Below are 19,505 nucleotides of genomic sequence, written 5' to 3'. Positions count from 1 at the left end.
GTCCCAGCATGTCGTTGTCCTCGGCAATCGCAATTGCGCAATCAGCATTCAGCACCACGGCTTCGCAAACGGCCACGGTGTCGAAGAACGTCGCCAATGCGAGCAACGCGGACTACTCGCGCCGCATGGCCATGCTGGGAACCACGGCCGACGGCGCCCAGATCGTCTCCATCTACCGGGCGCAGAACGAGGCTCTGCTCAAGCAGAATCTCACAAGCGTCTCGCAATCCTCGGCGCAGAGCAGCTTGCTTTCCGGGCTCGAGCTGTTGAAGTCGGCGCTCGGCGGCAACGACTACGAGACGGCGCCGTCGACTTACCTTTCCACCTTCCGCAACAGTCTGCAGACCTTCGCCTCGACCCCGGGCAACTCGACGATCGCCGCGACCGTCGTCGCGGATGCATCGGACCTTGCCAACTCGATCAGCAAGACGTCGACCGCAGTCCAGGACCTGCGTCTCGACACCGACAAGCAGATCGCCGAAGAAGTCGACAACCTGAATGCTCTGCTCGCGAGCTTCGAAACCGCGAATAATGCCGTCAAGGAAGCGACGGCGGCCGGCGCCGACGCCTCGGCCGCGCTCGACGATCGCGACAAGCTCCTGAAGCAGATCGCCGAGCTCGTCGGCATCTCCACCGTTACCAGGGCGGACAACGATACCGTCATCTATACCGCGGACGGCACTGTTCTCTTCGAGACGCAGGCCCGGCAGGTGACGTTCACGGCAACCTCGGCCTTCGATGCAACGACGACCGGCAACGCCATCTTCGTCGACGGCGTGTCGCTTTCGGCCGGCGTCGGCGCTGACACGACCGCAGAGGGAAAGCTTGCGAGCCTGCTCCAGCTGCGCGACGACATCGCGCCGACCTTCCAGTCGCAGCTCGACGAAATGGCCCGCGGCCTGGTGAGCCTCTTCCAGGAGGATGGCGGCCCCGGCCTTTTCACCTGGGCGGATGGAACGCTTCCCGCCGACGGCACGATCGAGCCCGGCATCGCGGCGTCGCTAACTGTCAATGCCGCCGCGCAAACCGATCCGTTCCTGCTTCGCGACGGCGGGTTCAACGGCCTCGTCTCCAACCCGGGCGGCGCCACGGATCCGAATTCCGGCTACACCGATCTCCTTGACGGCTTCATCACCGCCATGGACGGCGACATGGACTTCGACGCGGCGGCGGGGCTCGACAGCAGCAGTTCGATCATGGAATTCGCCGCCTCATCGATCGGCTGGTTCGAGCAGATCCGCAGCGCCGCATCGACGGCCGACGACAACAAGACGGCTCTCCTGGCGCGGACGGAGGAGGCGCTGGGCAACGTCACCGGCGTCAGCATCGATGAAGAGCTCTCGCTGCTGCTCGATCTCGAACAGTCCTACAAGGCATCTGCCAAGTTGATCAGTACCGTGGACGCCATGATGGCGTCCCTTCTGGAAGCCGTGAGGTAATCATGAAGACGTCCTTCGTTTCTAATCTGGCGGTGCAGAATGCCATGCGCCTGACCATTCAGCAGGGCCAGGAGGAACTGCTGAAGCTTCAGGAGGAGGTTTCGACCGGCCGGCACGCAGATGTCGGTCTCGAGCTCGGCTCCTCCACGGCGCGCTCCGTCAACCTGCAGCGCGAGCTCGCTCGGTTGGAAACGCTGGTCGATACGAACGCCGTCGTCACGCAGAGGCTGGCCTCCTCCCAGGAGGCTCTTGGAACGATGGCGGAGGCGGCCGAGCAGGTGCGCAATACGCTCGTCACGTTCAAGGGCAATGATTCCGTCGACCAGCTGTCGGTCCAGAAGACCGAAATCGAAAGCGCCATGTCGCTCTTCACCGCGTCGGCGAACACGTCTTTCAATGGCGAGTTCCTGTTTGCCGGGATCAACACCGACGTTAAGCCCTTCGAGGACTATGCCGCGTCGGGTTCTGCCGCCAAGACCACCTTCGACGACGCGCTGTCGACCTACATGTCGGCAAACGGCATCTCTTCCATGAGCGACTTCACCCAGGCGCAGATGGAAGATTTCATCACCAACACGCTGGAACCGCTCTATGCGGACGACACGCAGTGGGCCACCGACTGGTCCGCGGCCTCGAGCCAGAACATGACGAGCCGCATCAGCACGTCCGAAGTCGTGCAGAGCTCGACCAATGCGACGACGACCGGCTTCCGCATGTTCGCTCTCGCCAGCGTCATCTCCTCGGAACTGATGGACGAGGACATCGGATCGGACGTCCGGGCCTATGTCGGCGAGGCGGCCCTCGGCTATGTCGAGCAGGCGATCACCGGGATCACCGCCGAACGCAGCACGCTCGGCATTTCCGAAGCGCGCGTGGAAAAGGCGAACACCTCGCTCGAGGTTCAGATCAAGCTCATCAACACCCACATCACCGATCTCGAGGGTGTCGACACCTATGATGCGTCGACGCGGATGAACACGCTGCTGACGCAGATGGAGACGTCCTACACCCTCACCGGAAGGATCCAGCAGTTGAGTTTGATAGATTTCCTCTGATGACAAGAGGATAAGGACAAGCATGAAGGATGTCTGAATGTATCAGTTTGCATACGCCGAGATCATGGAGGAAGGCGTAGCCGTTTCCAAGGATCGCGAGTGGCAAGTCCTCAATCGCTCGATCGCGCTCCTGGAAGCGGCAAAGCAGCAGAAGGGATACTCAAAGGAAGCGATCGAGGCGATCTACTACACCCGACGAGTCTGGATACGCTTCATCGAGGACCTGCGCGCCCCGGATAACCAGCTCAATGACGAATTGCGTGCCAATCTGATCTCGATCGGGATCTGGATACTGAACGAGACGGAGAAGATCCGCAAACGCGACTCCTCCAACTTCCAGGGCATAATTGACATTACCACCATCATCAGGGATGGACTGAAATGAAGAGCACACTGCGTATCTCGCTGAAATCGGGCGAACGAATCTTTGTAAACGGCGCGGTGCTTCGCGTTGACCGCAAGGTCGCCGTCGAATTTCTCAACGACGTCACCTTCCTCCTGGAAAACCACGTCCTGCAGCCGGAAGACGCCACGACTCCGTTGCGGCAGCTCTATTTCATCGCGCAGATGATCCTGATCAATCCGGAAGGCGCCGAGCAGTCGACCGCCATGTTCCGCAAGTCGATCGTCATGCTGCTCGCCTGCTTCAAGAACGAGGAAGTGCTGGCGGAGCTGAAGCGCATCGACGGCCTGGTCACCCAGGGCCGCGCCTTCGAAGCGCTGAAGGCGATCCGCGGTCTCTACCCGGTCGAAGAGCGCATCCTGAACAATCAGGAAATCACGCCGGCCACCATCGACCAGATTCGCAAGGAGATCGCGCCATGGCGGTAAGCGGTGTATCCTCGAGCACATCGACGACCTCGACGACGAGTTCGACGGCGACGAGCAGCACCGACGCGGCTGACGCGACCCTCAACTACCAGAGCTTCCTGAAGCTGCTCATCGCGCAGATGCAGAACCAGGATCCGACCGATCCGATGGATGCGACCGAGCAGATATCGCAGCTGGCGACCTTCTCGCAGGTCGAACAATCGATCAAGACGAACAGCAATCTCGAAAGCCTGCTGGCGAGCGAAAGCCTGACCCAGGCGTCGACCTATATCGGCAAGACGATCACCAGCAGCGACGGCAAGACGAGCGGCGTGGTCGCCGAGGTCGAGGTGACCTCCGACGGCGTGACCGCGATCACCACCGACGGCAAAGAGATCGCGATCGAGACCGGCATCACCGTATCGACGACCTCGTCCGGCTCGGCGACGTAATTGCTGCTCTTTGGAGCGGCAGCGGCGGACCCCGCACACATAGTGGGCCCTGACTTGACCGGCGCCGGTGATTGTTGAGAATCCTCTGAAGAATCACTCTTGAACGTGAAAGCTTCGCCGCTGCGCGTGCGCGCCGGCAGGGATAGGACGGAACCCCAATGAATGAGGCGGACGCCCTCGATATCGTGCAGGCTGCGATCTGGACCGTGATCGTCGCCTCGGGCCCTGCCGTCCTGGCCGCCATGGTGGTCGGCGTCGTCATCGCCTTCATTCAGGCGCTGACCCAGGTTCAGGAAATGACGCTGACCTTCGTGCCGAAGATCCTGGCGGTGATGGTCACGGCGGCGATCTCGGCGCCGTTCGTCGGTGCGCAGATCTCCATCTTCACCGACATCATCTTTTCAAGAATCCAGTCCGGGTTCTGAGGTTTGTTCCGCTTCCACGCGGTGGAGCGGGATGCGTGCGGAAAACCGCGCACGCTTTGCCTCGTCCCGCCTTCGTACCACCTTCGCGCAAGCTTGGGTCTCTAGATCTTCCCATAGTTTGGGGCAGACGCGCGGCGTGCTGCCCGCCTCTCATGACGAGACGGAAGAGACATGGCACAACAGGCGACCCTGACCATCCCGAAACTCGCACCGAAGAGCCGGGACATCGGCTTCGCGCTCGGGATCGTGATGATCCTGTCGATCCTGTTCCTGCCCATTCCGCCGTTTCTCATCGACTTCGGGCTGGCCTTCTCCATCGCCTTCTCGGTGCTGATCCTGATGGTGGCGCTGTGGATCCAGCGGCCGCTCGAATTCTCGTCCTTTCCGACGATCCTGCTGATCTCGACGATGACCCGCCTGGCGCTGAACATCGCCACGACACGCGTCATCCTCTCCCACGGCCATGAAGGGCATGGCGCCGCCGGCGGCGTCATCTCGGGCTTTGCCAGCCTCGTCATGTCCGGCGACTTCGTCATCGGTCTGATCGTCTTCCTGATTCTCATCACGGTGAACTTCATCGTCATCACCAAGGGTGCGACGCGCATCGCCGAGGTCGGCGCCCGCTTCACCCTCGATGCGATCCCCGGCAAGCAGATGTCGATCGATGCCGATCTTTCCGCCGGGCTGATCGACGAGAAGGAGGCGCAGCGCCGCCGCCGCGAACTGGAAGAGGAAAGCTCCTTCTACGGCGCCATGGACGGTGCGTCGAAATTCGTGCGCGGCGATGCGATCGCCGGTCTGATCATCACGGCGATCAATATCTTCGGCGGCATCGTCATCGGCTATCTGCGCCACGACATGCCGATCGGCGAGGCGGCCGACGTTTTCGTCAAGCTCTCGGTCGGCGATGGTCTAGTCTCGCAGATTCCGGCGCTGATCGTTTCGCTCGCCGCCGGCCTTCTCGTATCGCGCGGCGGCACCGCCGGTTCGACCGACCAGGCCGTCGTCGGTCAGCTGAGCGGCTATCCGCGGGCGCTGATGGTCGCGGCCGGTCTCATCATTCTGCTGTCCGTCATGCCCGGTCTGCCCTTTGTGCCTTTCGCCGCGCTCGGCGGCGGCATGGCCTTCCTCGGCTGGTTCATCCCCAAGCAGATCGAAGCGGCCAATGCCGAGAAGCGTGCCCAGGAGGCGGAGAAGGCGCAGCAGACGAAGGACAGCGACAAGGATTCCGTCAAATCGGTGCTTAAAACGGCGGAGATCGAGCTGCTGCTCGGCAAGCAGGTCTCGACCCGGCTGCTCGGCGCGCATCAGGAGCTCGCCTTCCGAGTCGGCAAGATGCGCCGCAAGTTCGCGCTGCAATACGGGCTCGTCGTTCCGGAAATCAAGGTTTCCGACGACATTTCCATTCCGGACAAGGCCTATCACATCCGAATTCACGGCACGACCGTCGCCTCGAACACAGTGCGTGTCGGCGAAGTGCTGGTCGTTACCGGCGGCGGCCGCCGGCCGAGCGTTCCCGGCGACGAGATCCGCGAGCCCGCCTTCGGCATGCCGGCGCTTTCCATTCTGGAGACCTTCACCGAAGACCTGAAGCGCGAAGGCTTCCACCCGATCGACAACGTCTCGGTCGTGCTGACGCATTTGAGCGAAGTGATCCGCAACAACCTGCCGCAGCTTCTCTCCTACAAGGACGTGAAGGTGCTGATCGAGCGGCTGGATCCGGAATACCGCAAGCTCGCCGACGAGATCTGCACCTCGCACATGTCCTATTCCGGCCTCCAGGCGGTCCTCAAATTGCTGCTTGCGGAACGCGTTTCGATCCGCAACCTGCATCTCATTCTCGAAGCCGTGGCTGAATTGGCGCCGCATGTCCGCAAGACCGAGCAGATCGTCGAGCATGTCCGTGTGCGCATGTCGCAGCAGCTCTGCGGCGACCTTGCCGAAAACGGCGTGCTGCGCGTGCTCCGGCTCGGCAACAAGTGGGACATGGTGTTCCATCAGGCACTGAAGCGCGACGCCAAGGGCGAGATCGTCGAGTTCGACATCGACCCGCGCCATCTCGAGGAGTTCAGCGAGCAGGCGACGAGGATTATCCGTGAACATCTCGACCGGGGCGTGCCCTTCGTGCTGGTAAGTTCGCCCGAATCCCGCTCATATGTGCGCATGATCATCGAACGCCTCTTCGCAACGCTGCCCGTGCTCTCCCATGTCGAGCTCGCCAAGGGGCTGGAAATCAAGATCATCGGCGCGCTTTCATGATCACCGACCCCGAGGGCACGGTGCTGGCGCTGTTCGCGGCATTCTGCCGGATCGGCGGCTGCATCATGATCATGCCGGGATTCTCGACAGCGCGCGTCCCCATGCAGGTGCGGCTGTTCATCGCCGTAGCGCTCTCAATGGCCATCCTGCCGATCATGTGGACCGACATCTATCCGGCGGTCGCCGACAAGGGCCACAGCTACATCTATCTCATCGCGACCGAGAGCGTCATCGGCGCCGTCATTGGTCTCGTGGCACGCTACTACGTGCTCGGCCTGCAATTTGCCGGGACGGCAATCACCATGCTGATCGGCTTCAACCCGCCGCCGGCGACCGACGTGCTCGAGGAGACCGCGGAAAACCAGCTCACCAGCATGATCAGCTTCGCCGGCCTGATGCTTCTTTTCATGCTCGACTTCCACCACGTGATCTTCGAGGCCATCGCGCAGTCCTATCGCGCAATGCCGATCGGCATCGGCTTCGATCCGCAGGGCATGCTGATCACGCTTTCGAATTCGCTCGGGCAGACCTTCATGATCATGCTGCGCCTGGCGAGCCCCTTTGTGATTTACGGTCTGCTCTTCAACGTGGCGATCGGCATGGTGAACAAGCTTGCCCCGCAGGTTCCGGTCTACTTCATTTCCCAGCCCTATCTGATCATGGGCGGCCTGTTCCTGCTCTATCTCGGCGTGGCGGCGATGCTGCGCCTGTTCGCCGACGGCTTCGCGCCGGTGATGCAGGGCGGCTAGTGCATGTCGCGCAAAAGTGTGCAGCGGTTTGCGCGAACGACATGCACCAAACCATGACCTGAAACAGGTCGCATCAACACGGTTGAATGCGACGCGCCTTAGAAGAGGAAGGCGATGAAAGCGCGATCGGATAAATTGAAACGCCTGGTCGACGTGCAGCGGCACCTCGAGCGGATGGCCGAAAGCGAGCTTGCCGAGACGGCCCGCCAGCGTGGCGTCCTGGCCGAGACGATCGATGTCGTCGTCGACGCCATGGGCTCGGCCCATCCCATGCACCGCGTCTTCTCGGGCCACTATGCCTCCCAGCTCGGCCGACTGATGCAGAAGGACCAGATGCTGCTCGGCATTCAGCAGGTGCACGAGGCGCGCATGCTGAAGGAGCGTGCGAAAGGCGATCGACTGGAGGAGAGCATGAAGGAGGCGCGCATGGCGGAAGACCGCGAGGCGGACGACAATCAGGTGCTCGACCTCATCGATCAGCATGTCGCCGGTTACGCGCCAGCTTCCGGTAAGGTTGAGGGGCGATAGTGAGGTTTCCGGGCGGGCCGTCGAAAAGGTCCTCCGGTTTGCACTGATTGCGCTGCCCGTGTGACAAGACAGAGGGCAGCCGCCTCGAGAGGATCTGACATGGCTATTTCCCCGCCCAGCGATCTGGTGTTGGACGTCGTCCGCGCGGCCGATCCGGCGGAAGTCCAGGAGGCGCAGGCACGGCTCAAGTCCAATCGCGCCGCCTTTCAGGCCACAAGCCTTGCGGAAAACGGCAAGGGCTTCGCCGCTGCGGTTTCGGTGCTGAATTCCTCGGATGGATCGACCGGTCTCGGCGACATCGGCAACCGGGTCGAACCGAAGAAGGTGCCGGAGACCTACCGCAAGTTCGAGGCGATGGTGCTGCAGAATTTCGTCAAGTCGATGCTGCCGAGCGAAAGCGAGAACGTCTTCGGCAAGGGCACGTCAGGCGAGGTCTGGAAAGGCATGATGGCGGAGCAGATTGCCAACGTGCTGGCTGACGGCGGCGGCATCGGCATAGCCGACCGGATGGTCGGCAGCGATCCGGCCGAACGCGCCAATGCGCGGCTTGACGACGATACGAGCAACCTCGCCGCCGGCATGGTTCACGAATTCGAGCGCAATGCCGGGCTGCTGACCGCCGACGAGAAGAAGAACCAGGCATAATTTGGTCGGGACGGCTTGCGCCTTTGTAGGCTGCCTTCCCTGAAACGCATAATTCGGGAGTTGATTTATGGAAGCTGTGGCATCCCACGATCTGCGGATACAGAACGTTCTTGGCCGGTTGGAGATGATCATCGACAACGAGAACAGCCGCATCGGCGTGGACCCGAAATTCGACATCAAGACGTCGAACGCGCACAAGAGCCGCTGCCTTTACGAACTGACAATGTTGCATCGAGCCGCCGGGCCGGGCGAAATCTCGCCGTCCTTCGCATCGCAGACGCGCCATCTCAGGCAGAAGCTGAAGCTCAACGCCCAGAAGGTCGAAGCGCATCTCGAAGCCGTGCGCTCGGTCGTCGATCTCCTGAAGACCGCCGCTCAGGACGCCGATGCGGACGGCATCTACACCGAAGCGCAATTCCGCTATAGCGATTTCTGATGCTGAAGCTTGTCCTCACCGGGGTTTGGGTCTGCGCCGTGACGCTCGGATCCGTCTATTTCTCGATGCAGTACGCCTCGGCGCCTGTTCTCTCGGACGCCGAGGCCGACAGGCGGGCATCGGAGGAATATGTTCCGGGAGAGATCATCACCATCCCGGTGATCGAGGACGGCGCGGTCCAGGGCTACTTCCTGGCAAAATTGTCCTTTTCGGCGACGCGGGAAGGGATAGCGAAGCTCCACGCACCGCTTCGCCAGATCGTGACCGACGAGCTCTACGACATGCTCGTCGGCTCGCGGTTCGTCGATGTCGCCGACACCGGCAGCTTCGACCTGCCGAGCTTCAAGGTCGCCGTCAAGGACGGCCTCAACACGAAGCTCGGGGGCGAGGTCATCACCGAAGTCTTGGTCGAACAGCTCGAATATCTGGGCAAGGACGACATGAAGCGCGCCGCGAATGGCGAGGACAGGCCCTATAAGGAGCCGGTCGCCGTCGTCGACAGGAATGGCAAGGTCGCTGCCGACAAAATCCCCGAAGGAGCGGTGAAGGCGACAAGCGGCCACTGAGGACGTACTCAAGTCCTTCCGCGGTACTGTTCATCGGCACGGCCGATCCTGGCCGTCAGTCGACCGACCGCCACATGGAAGGGGTAAAGGCTTGCCATGGCAAGGCCGGTTTCCGACCATAGCTTGAGGCCGCGCGGCAGCGACGCTGCGATCAGCCCGACCGATTTGCCGAGCGTTCGCAACCGCCCGGCGAACGTCGCGTCTCGCTGATGTTCGAGCAGCGTTGAAATCGCCCCCTGTTCGAGACTGCGGGCGCGGATCCAGGAGGCGGTCGTATGGTCTCGCGGAACTGTTTCCGCCACCCAAGCCTCTGCCGCCCAGGCAAAGGAGAAGCCCTTCGCCCGGCATCGATTGAAGAAATCCCCGTCGCCGACGCCGGCGAAATTGAGGGCCGGGTTCAGAAACGGCCGCGGCATGGCATCGAGCACCGCTCGCGTGATGAGGACGTTGCCGGCGGAAAATAGCCGCGGCACCGGCCCGGTGGCATCGTAGTGGGGCGAAAAGATGGGATGATGCTTCCATTTCTGCGCATCCGGATCTTCGAAGACCGGTAGCTGCGGCCCGCCGACGATGTCTGCCGCGTGGCCCTCCTGAACGGCAACAAGGCCATCCAGCCATTCGGGAGCGGCAACCGCATCGTCGTAGATCACAGCTATGGCGCGCAGGTTCGGATAGTTGTCGAGGGCTGCTGCCCAACCGGCATTGCATGCATGGCTGTGACCTCGCCGATGGGCGACGATCACCGTCGAATCCGACCGGTGTTCGAGAAAGAAGCGCTTTGCCGCTTCGGCACCGCCAAGACCGTTCGGATCGTTTTCAGCCACCACGGTCGCGTACGGAACGTCGGGCCGTTGAGAGACGATGGTCTTCAACGTCTTGACGAGATGGTCCGGGCGGCGCCAGGTCGGGACCACGACGACGAGCTCAATATCCGCCGCATTCTCCCGTTCGCTCTGGAAGTGGATCGAAATATCCTCACCGGTCGGCGACATAGACAAAACCCGCGCAGCTAAAGGCAAGCAATAAAACAATCTTCGAAGTGAATCGGAACGTGAGTCTATCACGTTCGCGGCCGGAGCGTGACTGGCCCGCGTGATTCCGACGGGGCCGGTGACGATCCCTCGCGAGTGGGTCCAAGCGGCCGCCTGCCATGCGATCGAACTCTCAAGCTCCCGTCAACGGAACGCCCGGCCTTTCAACGGTGCAAGGAAATGCGCCGAATGGCGTTGCGGTTCCCTTGGGCCCTTGCATTTATGCGTTTGGAACAGCATAGGGCGCTTGCAGGCAATTGCGCAAAGCGGCGCCAGCTAGAGTGTGGCGCGTCGAGGACAAACCGGGAGATACGCCGTGACGACTGTGATTGATGGCAAGGCCGTTGCCGCTTCGGTCATCGAAACCGTGAAATCCGCCACCAGGACGCTGGAGACGGAGGCAGGCGTCCGGGCCGGCCTCGCGGTGGTCATCGTTGGCGACGATCCGGCGAGCCATGCCTATGTGTCGGCGAAAAGCCGGATGGCCAAGGAATGCGGTTTCCTCTCCGTCCAGCACACGCTGCCCGAGGCGACCTCGCAGGAGGAGCTGGCGGCGCTCGTCGCCGAACTCAATGCAGATCCGGCGATCCACGGCATTCTTGTCCAGCTGCCGCTGCCGAAACATCTGCAATCGGAACCGATCATCCAGTCGATCCTCCCTGAAAAGGATGTCGACGGGCTGCATGTCGTCAATGCGGGCAAGGTCGCGACCGGCGATCTCGAGGGCGGTCTGGTCTCCTGCACCCCGGCCGGCGCTATGGTGTTCGTGCGCCGTACCCATGGGGAAGACCTCTCCGGGCTGAACGCCGTCGTCATCGGCCGCTCCAATCTCTTCGGCAAGCCCATGTCGGCGCTGCTGCTCGCTGCCAATGCGACGGTGACGACCGCACATTCGCGCACCAAGGATCTACCGGCCGTGTGCCGCAACGCCGATATTCTGGTCGCGGCGGTCGGCCGGCCGGAAATGGTGAAGGCGGATTGGGTGAAACCCGGCGCGCTGCTCATCGATGTCGGCATCAACCGCGTCCCGGCGCTGGAGCGCGGCGAGGGCAAGACGAAGCTTGTCGGCGACGTTGCCTTCGAGGACTGTGCCAAGGTCGCAAGCGTCATCACGCCTGTTCCGGGTGGCGTCGGGCCGATGACGATCGCCATGCTGATGGCGAACACGATCATCGCCGCCTACCGCAGGGCCGGTCGCAAGCCGCCGAAGTTCTGACGACGAAGTTCCGTCTCTACCGGCCCGGGGCGGGTCCGGTCGAAGCGCGCACGATCAGCTCGGCGCGCCAGAGTTCCTGTTCCGGATAGTCGCCGCGGCCGATGATCCCGCCGATCAGCCGAGTCGCGATGCGCGCGCCGGCAGCCCTCAGCGATGAGCGGGTGGTCGTCAGCGGCACGCTGAAGTTCTCCGGCTTCAGCATCGGCAGGACGTCGTCATGGGCGATGACCGAGATGTCGCTGCCGATGGCCAGCCCCGCCCGGTTGATCGCGCGCACCGCGCCGAGCGCCAGCACCGTGCTTGAGCAAAGCACCGCCGTCGGCGGGTCGGGCCGTTCAAGAAAGTGCTGCATGCTTCGATAGCCGTATTCGTCGGCCATCACCGAATGATGGACGAGTTCTTCGTCGAGGCCGAGGCCCCATTCGGTGAGCGCCCGCGTCACCCCCTTTTTCCGGCGGATGGAAAAGGCGAGATAGTCCGGCCCGTTGATCAGCGCGATCCGGTGATGGCCGAGCTGCAGAAGAAGCTTGGTGGCGTCGTAGAAGGCCTGGGTGTTGTCGACGTCGAGGAACGGATAGTCGCGCGGCCCTCCGATCGACCGGCCGTGGACGACGAAGGGGATCGAGAGCGCCTTCAGCATGGGAATGCGCGGATCGTTGGGGCGCATATAGGCGAGGAACACCGCGTCGACATTGCCGCTTGCCGCCAGCCGCCGGAACGTTGCCTCCTCGTCGTCCGGCGCGCTCGGATTGAGGACGAAATGGAAGTCGTGCTTCACCGACTCCTCTGCAAGGCCGGCGAGGAACTCGCCGAAATGGATGTCCGAATCGATGCCGGCCGCGATCGGCATGACGAGCCCGATCGAATAGGCCTTGCCGGTTGCCAGCCGCTGGGCGGCACGATTCGGCCGGTAGCCGGTCTCCCGCACCGCCTGCAACACCCTTTGCCGTGTTTCCGCGTTGACTTCCGGATAGCCGTTGAGTGCGCGGCTGACGGTCGTTTGGGAAAGACCGAGGATCTCCGCCAGCTGCTTCAGATTGACCGCCATGGCCGATTTCCTCTCAAAGCGCTTTGGATATCCACTTTATTTAGTTCCTTTGGGCAAGCGCTCACTTGTCCTGATACCACCCGTTCTGCGCAGGAAAAAGCAGGAAACCGCCATTTTGCGCTGCAAAACCATGCCGCAAGGCAAAATATTGCGGTGCAGCGAGCGACCGGAGGAAAGCTCTTGACTCTTTCGCGGCGGCAATGGAGTGTTGGCAAACTCAAAGCGCTTTGAATCATGCGCCTTGACGATCCACCCGCGGCGCAACGCCCGGGTTTCTTTTTGGGGAGGACCAGACCGTGAAGAGATCATTGCTGATTGGCGTCGCTGCGCTCGCTTTGCTTGCAGGGGCCGCCAGCGCTGCCGACCTGAAGTTCAAGCCGGGCGAGGAATCGAAGTTCAATTGGGGAAGCTTCGAGGAGTTCAAGAAGGGGCACGACCTTAAGGGCCAGACGCTGACGATCTTCGGTCCCTGGCGAGGCGAGGACGAGGCTCTGTTCAAGAGCGTGTTTGCCTATTTCGTCGAGGCGACGGGCGTCGAGGTCAAGTATTCCTCTTCCGAGAACTACGAACAGCAGATCGTCATCGACACCCAGGCCGGCAGCCCGCCCGATGTGGCGATCCTTCCGCAGCCGGGCCTGATCGCCGACCTCGCCGCGAAGGGCCTCCTGACGCCGCTCGGCGACGAAACCAAGCAATGGCTGCTCGACAACTACGCCGCCGGTCAGTCCTGGGTCGACCTCTCCACCTATAACGGCAAGGACGGCACCGCGGCGCTCTATGCCTTCCCCTATAAGATCGACGTCAAGTCGCTCGTCTGGTACGTCCCGGAGAACTTCGAGGACGCCGGCTACGAAGTGCCGAAGACTATGGAAGAGCTGAAGGCCCTGACCGAAAAGATTGCGGCTGACGGCGAGAAGCCCTGGTGCATCGGTCTCGGCTCGGGCGGCGCCACCGGCTGGCCGGCGACGGACTGGGTCGAAGACCTGATGCTGCGCACGCAGTCGCCCGAGGTCTATGACAAATGGGTCAAGAACGAGATTCCCTTCACGGACCCCGCAGTGATCGGCGCTATCGATGAGTTCGGCTGGTTTGCGCGAAACGACAAGTTCGTCGACGGCGGCGCGGCAGCGGTTGCTTCCACCGATTTCCGCGATAGTCCGAAGGGTCTCTTCGCCTCGCCGCCGAAGTGCTATCTGCACCACCAGGCTTCCTTCATCCCCTCCTTCTTCCCGGAGGGTACGGTGGTCGGCGAGGATGCCGACTTCTTCTACATGCCGCCCTATGAGAGCAAGAAGGAGCTGGGCAACCCGGTGCTCGGCGCCGGTACGCTTGCGATGATCACCAAGGATACACCGGCTGCACGCGCCTTCATCGAGTTCCTGAAGACGCCGATCGCGCACGAGGTCTGGATGGCCCAGACGAGCTTCCTGACGCCCTATAAGAGCGTCAATGTCGATGTCTACGGCAACCCGCCGCTGAAGAAGCAGGGCGAGATCCTGCTCAACGCCACGACCTTCCGCTTCGACGGTTCGGACCTGATGCCCGGCAAGATCGGTGCTGGCGCGCTCTGGACCGGCATGGTCGACTATGTCGGCGGTAAGTCCTCGGCCGACGTCGCGGCTGGTGTCCAGAAGGCCTGGGACGCCATCAAATAAGGTCTGCGGCGGCGGACCAATGCCGGTCCGCCGCCATTCTTCTTCGGACCAGCCTGCCTGCTGCATGTTTCCGTAAAGCATGCGGCAGCTCAAAGGGTTACAGCGACCTTTGCGCGTCCGATAAGACGCACGGCGCCGTAGGCGGGCATCCCAACAAAATGTGGAAGCCGCCGTCGTGCAATGCGCCTGGAACGTCCGGTTCCGGAAGCGTTTGAGGGGAGGGATGTGTCATGCAGCTTATCGCTGCCATTGTGACGATGATAGCCGGTGTCCTGGCCTGCGCGGTCTATTTCTGGGCCACCAATTTCATTCTCGATTGGATCTTTCCCTCGAAGGGGCTGTCAGGAGCTGCCGCCTCCCGCAATCTCAGGATCACCAACGCGATCCGGCCGTGGCTGTTCCTGGCGCCGGCCCTGTTCGCGCTGACGATCTATCTCATCTATCCGGTGGTCCAGTCCGTTTGGTTGAGCTTCCATGACAGGGGCGGGCAGAATTTCGTCGGGGCGCGCAACTACGACTGGATGCTCAGCGACGGTGAATTCCGCCAGTCGATCTTCAACAATTTCCTCTGGCTCTTGGTCGTGCCGGCGCTCTCGACCTTCTTCGGCCTGATCATCGCCGCGCTGACCGATCGTATCTGGTGGGGCAATATCGCCAAGACGCTGATCTTCATGCCGATGGCGATCTCCTTCGTTGGCGCCGCCGTCATCTGGAAATTCATCTACGACTACCGCGCCGAGGGCTCCGAACAGATCGGCCTGCTGAACGCCATCGTCGTCGCTTTCGGCGGCGCGCCGCAGGCCTGGATCACCCTGCCTTTCTGGAACAATTTCTTTTTGATGGTCATCCTCATCTGGATCCAGACCGGTTTCGCCATGGTCATCCTCTCGGCGGCGTTGCGCGGCATTCCGGAAGAGACCATCGAGGCGGCGGTTATCGACGGCGCCAATGGCTGGCAGATCTTCTTCAAGATCATGGTGCCGCAGATCTGGGGGACGATCGCCGTCGTCTGGACGACCATCACCATCCTTGTGCTGAAGGTCTTCGATATCGTGTTGGCGATGACCAACGGCCAATGGCAGAGCCAGGTGCTCGCCAACCTGATGTTCGACTGGATGTTCCGCGGCGGCGGCGACTTCGGCCGCGGCGCGTCGATCGCGGTGGTCATCATGATCCTCGTCATTCCGATCATGATCTGGAACATCCGCAACGCGACCAAGGAATCGGGAGGCCACTGAGATGAACCCATCGACGCGTTCTCCGCTCACCTGGGCCGTCCATCTTTCGGTCCTGCTCCTCGTCCTCCTCTGGACCATGCCGACTGCCGGCCTGCTGATCTCGTCGCTCCGCGACAAGGACCAGCTCGCCGTCTCCGGCTGGTGGACGGCGCTCGCCACCTCGTCGCGCAACGCCGTGGCGCGTGCGCCTTCGGCCGATAGCCAGGTCGAACGGGACGGCAAGTTCGTGATCTCCGGCAATCTGCTCGAAGGGCAAGGTGGCGGCCAGATTTCCGCCTTCGGCTTTTCTAGCCGCGAGCCGGCGAAGTTCAAACCCGGCGAGACGGCGGAGCTCAACGACGGCGAGCGGCTGACCGTACAGGCGGACGGCGGCTTCGAGATCGTCTCGGACACGAAGATGGAAGGATCGCGCGGCCAGCGCATATTCTATACCGCCTCCACGCCGCCGCGCTTCACGATCGACAACTATATCGAGGTGCTGAGTGCGGCCGGCATCGGCACGTCGTTCCTCAACTCGCTGACGGTCGCGATACCGTCGACGGTGATCCCGATCCTGATCGCCGCCTTTGCGGCCTATGCGCTGGCCTGGATGCCCTTTCCGGGGCGCGCCATCCTGCTCGCGGTCGTCGTCGGTCTGCTCGTCGTGCCGCTGCAAATGTCGCTCATTCCACTTCTGCAGCTCTATAACGGCGTCGGCGCTTTCTTCGGCGTGCCGGCCAAGACCTATATGGGCATCTGGCTCGCCCATACCGGCTTCGGCCTGCCGCTGGCGATCTATCTGCTGCGCAACTACATGGCCGGCCTGCCGCGCGAGATCATGGAATCGGCGCGCGTCGACGGCGCCAGCGATTTCGATATCTTCGTCAAGATCATCCTGCCCTTGTCGTTCCCGGCGCTCGCCTCCTTCGCCATCTTCCAGTTCCTCTGGACCTGGAACGACCTGCTCGTCGCCATTGTCTTCCTCGGCGCGGGGGAGGATTCGCTGGTGCTGACCGGGCGTCTGGTCAATCTCCTCGGTTCACGCGGCGGCAATTGGGAAATCCTCACGGCTTCCGCCTTCATCACCATCGTCGTACCGCTGATCGTCTTCTTCGCCCTGCAACGGTACCTCGTGCGTGGTCTGTTGTCGGGTTCGGTCAAGGGCGGCTGACAATTCTAGACAGGGACTTCAAATTCGCATGAGCAAGACTGAAACGACCGGCGCAATCCTGACGGCCGACAAGGACTGGTGGCGCGGCGCGGTGATCTACCAGATCTACCCGCGCTCCTTCCAGGACACCAACGGCGACGGAATCGGCGATCTGAAGGGAATCACCGCCCGCCTGCCGCATGTGGCGGCGCTCGGCGCCGACGCCATCTGGATCTCGCCCTTCTTCACCTCGCCGATGAGGGATTTCGGCTACGACGTCTCGAACTACACGGATGTCGACCCGATCTTCGGCACCCTCAAGGATTTCGATGCACTGATCGCGGAAGCCCATAGGCTGGGCCTCCGCGTGATGATCGATCTCGTCCTGTCGCATACGTCCGACCAGCACCGCTGGTTCGTCGAGAGCCGCTCCAGCCGCAGCAACGCCAAGGCCGACTGGTATGTCTGGGCCGATTCCAGGCCGGACGGCACGCCGCCGAACAACTGGCTGTCGATCTTCGGCGGCTCCGCCTGGGCCTGGGATCCGACGCGCCTGCAATATTACCTGCACAATTTCCTGACGTCGCAGCCCGACCTCAACCTGCACAACCCGCAAGTGCAGGAGGCGCTGCTTGCCGTCGAGCGCTTCTGGCTGGAGCGCGGCGTCGACGGCTTCCGCCTCGACACCATCAATTTCTATTTCCATGACAGAGAGCTGCGGGACAACCCGGCGCTGGCGCCGGAGCGCCGCAACGCCTCGACCGCGCCTGCCGTCAATCCGTACAACTATCAGGAACATATCTACGACAAGAACCGGCCGGAGAACCTGGACTTCCTCAAGCGCTTCCGTGCGGTGATGGAGGAATTTCCGGCAATCGCCGCCGTCGGCGAGGTCGGCGACAGCCAGCGCGGTCTCGAAATCGCCGGCGAATACACCTCGGGCGGCGACAAGGTTCAGATGTGCTATGCCTTCGAGTTCCTGGCGCCGGATCCGCTGACGCCGGAACGTGTTGCCGAGGTGCTGCGCGATTTCCAGAAGGTCGCACCGGAAGGCTGGGCCTGCTGGGCCTTCGCCAACCACGATGTTGTGCGCCATGTCAGCCGCTGGGGTTCCGACGTTGCCGACCACGCCGGCCACGCCAAGCTGCTGGCCAGCCTGCTGATGTCGCTGCGCGGTTCGGTGTGCATCTATCAGGGCGAGGAACTGGCGCTGCCGGAAGCGGAACTCGCCTATGAGGACCTTCAGGACCCTTATGGCATCCAGTTCTGGCCCGATTTCAAGGGCCGCGATGGCTGCCGGACGCCGATGGTCTGGGAGAGCCTGCCGGACGGCGGCTTCAGCAGCACGAAACCGTGGCTGCCGATTCCCGAGGCTCACCTTCCGCAGGCAGTCGCAATCCAGGAGGGCGACCCGGCTTCGGTGCTCGAGCACTATCGCCGTTTTCTCCATTTCAGGAAGGCATATCCGGCCTTCGCCAAGGGAGATATCGAATTCGTCGAGACGCGGGCACCGCTTCTCGGTTTCATCAGGACTCACGGCAATGAAAGGCTCTTCTGCCTCTTCAACATGGGCGACGAGCCTGCGGCCGCGGAATCGCCAAGCGACGAGATCGAGCCGCTCGACGGTCACGGTTTCATCTCTGATTTAAGGGACAACAAGATCAGTCTTCCGGCCTGGGGCGCGTTCTTCGCGCGCCTGGCGTAGAAAACCGAGGGGAGGGTGCAATGACAGGCCTGCTGCTTAAAGATATCCGCAAGTCCTACGGGGCGGTCGATGTCATTCACGGCATCAATCTCGACATCAAACAGGGCGAGTTCGTCGTCTTCGTCGGGCCGTCCGGCTGCGGGAAGTCGACGCTGCTCCGGATGATCGCCGGGCTCGAGGAGATCACCGGCGGCGACATGTATATCGACGGCGAGCGGGTCAACGAGGTGCCGCCGTCGAAGCGCGGCATCGCCATGGTCTTCCAGTCCTATGCGCTCTACCCGCATATGACCGTCTACGACAACATGGCCTTCGGCATGCGGATCGCCAAGGAATCGAAGGAGGAGATCGACCGTCGGGTCCGTTCGGCAGCCGACATCCTCCAGCTCACGAAATTCCTCGACCGCCTTCCGAAGGCGCTTTCCGGCGGCCAGCGCCAGCGCGTCGCGATCGGCCGCGCGATCTGCCGCAACCCCAAGGTCTTCCTCTTCGACGAGCCGCTGTCCAACCTGGATGCTGCCTTGCGTGTGGCGACCCGCATCGAGATAGCCAAGCTCAGCGAGCGGATGGCCGACACGACGATGATCTATGTCACCCACGACCAGGTGGAGGCGATGACGCTCGCCGACCGTATCGTGGTGCTGTCCCTCGGGCATATCGAGCAGGTCGGTGCGCCGCTCGAGCTCTACGAGCGTCCGGCGAACCTCTTCGTCGCCCGCTTCATCGGCTCGCCGGCCATGAATGTCATCCCTTCGACGATCACGGCAGCCGGCGCGCAGACGACGGTGAACCTTACGGGCGGAAAATCCGTGACGCTCGACATCCCGACGAACGCGTCTGAAAACGGCAAGAAGGCGAGCTTCGGCGTGCGGCCGGAAGACCTTGAGGTGACGGACGGCCAGGACTTCCTGTTCGAGGGAACGATTGCAATCGTCGAAGCCCTCGGCGAGGTGACCCTGCTCTATATCGAAGGCCTCGTCGAGAACGAGCCGATCATCGCCAAGATCCCCGGCATCCTCAAGGTCGGACGCGGCGACAAGGTGCGCTTTACCGCCGACAAGGCGAAGCTTCATCTCTTCGACGCCGACGGGCGCAGTTATCGCGCCTAGCGGATCGGCC

The 19,505-nt window shown here is 62.3% G+C and carries 20 protein-coding genes; 18 read left to right on the top strand and 2 right to left on the bottom strand.

The window, feature by feature from the left end; translation table 11 throughout:
* Window positions 1-8: 8 nt before the first annotated feature.
* From flgK to ATC00_RS18205, 12 genes are all read left to right on the top strand, one after another.
* The gene (gene flgK, locus ATC00_RS18260) at window positions 9-1,439 is read left to right on the top strand and encodes a flagellar hook-associated protein FlgK (protein WP_037378643.1); all 1,431 of its coding nucleotides are present in this window, start codon (window positions 9-11) and stop codon (window positions 1,437-1,439) included.
* Window positions 1,440-1,441: 2 nt separating this feature from the next.
* Complete coding sequence (locus tag ATC00_RS18255) at window positions 1,442-2,494, top strand: flagellar hook-associated family protein (RefSeq protein ID WP_037378646.1); 1,053 nt, start codon at window positions 1,442-1,444, stop codon at window positions 2,492-2,494.
* Window positions 2,495-2,531: 37 nt separating this feature from the next.
* A complete protein-coding gene (gene flaF, locus ATC00_RS18250) occupies window positions 2,532-2,879 on the top strand; it encodes a flagellar biosynthesis regulator FlaF (RefSeq protein ID WP_014327358.1) in 348 nt (115 codons plus the stop codon).
* Window positions 2,876-3,325 (top strand): flagellar biosynthesis repressor FlbT, encoded by a 450-nt coding sequence (flbT, locus tag ATC00_RS18245; protein ID WP_014761124.1) that lies wholly within the window; start codon window positions 2,876-2,878, stop codon window positions 3,323-3,325. Before flaF ends, flbT begins: the two co-directional genes overlap by 4 nt.
* Entirely contained in the window at window positions 3,316-3,756 is a 441-nt protein-coding gene (gene flgD, locus ATC00_RS18240) for a flagellar hook assembly protein FlgD (RefSeq protein WP_037378653.1), read from the top strand. Before flbT ends, flgD begins: the two co-directional genes overlap by 10 nt.
* Window positions 3,757-3,914: 158 nt before the next feature.
* Complete coding sequence (fliQ, locus tag ATC00_RS18235) at window positions 3,915-4,181, top strand: flagellar biosynthesis protein FliQ (protein WP_012706883.1); 267 nt, start codon at window positions 3,915-3,917, stop codon at window positions 4,179-4,181.
* A gap of 171 nt (window positions 4,182-4,352) precedes the next feature.
* Window positions 4,353-6,440, top strand: a complete 2,088-nt coding sequence (flhA, locus tag ATC00_RS18230; RefSeq protein ID WP_037378656.1) for a flagellar biosynthesis protein FlhA — start codon at window positions 4,353-4,355, stop codon at window positions 6,438-6,440.
* Window positions 6,437-7,189, top strand: a complete 753-nt coding sequence (gene fliR / locus ATC00_RS18225; protein ID WP_037423960.1) for a flagellar biosynthetic protein FliR — start codon at window positions 6,437-6,439, stop codon at window positions 7,187-7,189. The genes flhA and fliR overlap by 4 nt, the downstream gene beginning before the upstream one ends.
* 114 nt (window positions 7,190-7,303) lie before the next feature.
* Complete coding sequence (locus ATC00_RS18220) at window positions 7,304-7,717, top strand: hypothetical protein (protein ID WP_037378660.1); 414 nt, start codon at window positions 7,304-7,306, stop codon at window positions 7,715-7,717.
* 99 nt (window positions 7,718-7,816) lie between these two features.
* Window positions 7,817-8,362: a rod-binding protein gene (locus ATC00_RS18215; protein WP_037378661.1), complete on the top strand. Its 546-nt coding sequence runs from the start codon at window positions 7,817-7,819 to the stop codon at window positions 8,360-8,362.
* A gap of 67 nt (window positions 8,363-8,429) precedes the next feature.
* A complete protein-coding gene (locus tag ATC00_RS18210; protein ID WP_037423967.1) occupies window positions 8,430-8,798 on the top strand; it encodes a hypothetical protein in 369 nt (122 codons plus the stop codon).
* Window positions 8,798-9,364 carry a hypothetical protein gene (locus ATC00_RS18205; protein ID WP_064253866.1) on the top strand — a complete coding sequence of 189 codons (567 nt, stop codon included), beginning with the start codon at window positions 8,798-8,800 and terminating at the stop codon, window positions 9,362-9,364. Before ATC00_RS18210 ends, ATC00_RS18205 begins: the two co-directional genes overlap by 1 nt.
* An 8-nt stretch (window positions 9,365-9,372) precedes the next feature.
* Here the strand turns inward: ATC00_RS18205 and ATC00_RS18200 are convergent, their stop codons facing one another.
* Complete coding sequence (locus ATC00_RS18200) at window positions 9,373-10,356, bottom strand: glycosyltransferase (protein WP_064253865.1); 984 nt, start codon at window positions 10,354-10,356, stop codon at window positions 9,373-9,375.
* Window positions 10,357-10,711: 355 nt separating this feature from the next.
* Between ATC00_RS18200 and folD the strand changes: the two genes are divergently transcribed.
* Window positions 10,712-11,611, top strand: a complete 900-nt coding sequence (gene folD / locus ATC00_RS18195; RefSeq protein WP_064253864.1) for a bifunctional methylenetetrahydrofolate dehydrogenase/methenyltetrahydrofolate cyclohydrolase FolD — start codon at window positions 10,712-10,714, stop codon at window positions 11,609-11,611.
* A 16-nt stretch (window positions 11,612-11,627) separates the two neighbouring features.
* Here folD and ATC00_RS18190 read toward each other — a convergent pair whose 3' ends face one another.
* A complete protein-coding gene (locus ATC00_RS18190) occupies window positions 11,628-12,659 on the bottom strand; it encodes a substrate-binding domain-containing protein (RefSeq protein ID WP_037378670.1) in 1,032 nt (343 codons plus the stop codon).
* A gap of 296 nt (window positions 12,660-12,955) precedes the next feature.
* On the opposite strand from ATC00_RS18190, the gene ATC00_RS18185 reads away from it, so the two are divergent.
* From ATC00_RS18185 to ATC00_RS18165, 5 genes are all read left to right on the top strand, one after another.
* Complete coding sequence (locus ATC00_RS18185) at window positions 12,956-14,314, top strand: ABC transporter substrate-binding protein (protein WP_064253863.1); 1,359 nt, start codon at window positions 12,956-12,958, stop codon at window positions 14,312-14,314.
* Between the two features lie 230 nt (window positions 14,315-14,544).
* A complete protein-coding gene (locus ATC00_RS18180) occupies window positions 14,545-15,552 on the top strand; it encodes a carbohydrate ABC transporter permease (protein WP_064253862.1) in 1,008 nt (335 codons plus the stop codon).
* Between the two features lies 1 nt (window position 15,553).
* Entirely contained in the window at window positions 15,554-16,702 is a 1,149-nt protein-coding gene (locus tag ATC00_RS18175) for a carbohydrate ABC transporter permease (protein ID WP_064253861.1), read from the top strand.
* A gap of 28 nt (window positions 16,703-16,730) precedes the next feature.
* Window positions 16,731-18,386, top strand: coding sequence for a beta-galactosidase BglA (bglA, locus tag ATC00_RS18170; RefSeq protein WP_037378679.1), 1,656 nt, complete (start codon window positions 16,731-16,733; stop codon window positions 18,384-18,386).
* A 20-nt stretch (window positions 18,387-18,406) separates the two neighbouring features.
* Window positions 18,407-19,495 (top strand): ABC transporter ATP-binding protein, encoded by a 1,089-nt coding sequence (locus ATC00_RS18165; protein ID WP_037378681.1) that lies wholly within the window; start codon window positions 18,407-18,409, stop codon window positions 19,493-19,495.
* Window positions 19,496-19,505 lie beyond the last annotated feature (10 nt).

It is taken from the genome of Sinorhizobium americanum, assembly GCF_001651855.1.
Taxonomy (GTDB): domain Bacteria; phylum Pseudomonadota; class Alphaproteobacteria; order Rhizobiales; family Rhizobiaceae; genus Sinorhizobium; species Sinorhizobium americanum.
The sequence above is the reverse complement of the archived record's forward strand: the minus strand, read 5'-3'. Positions and strand labels throughout refer to the sequence as shown.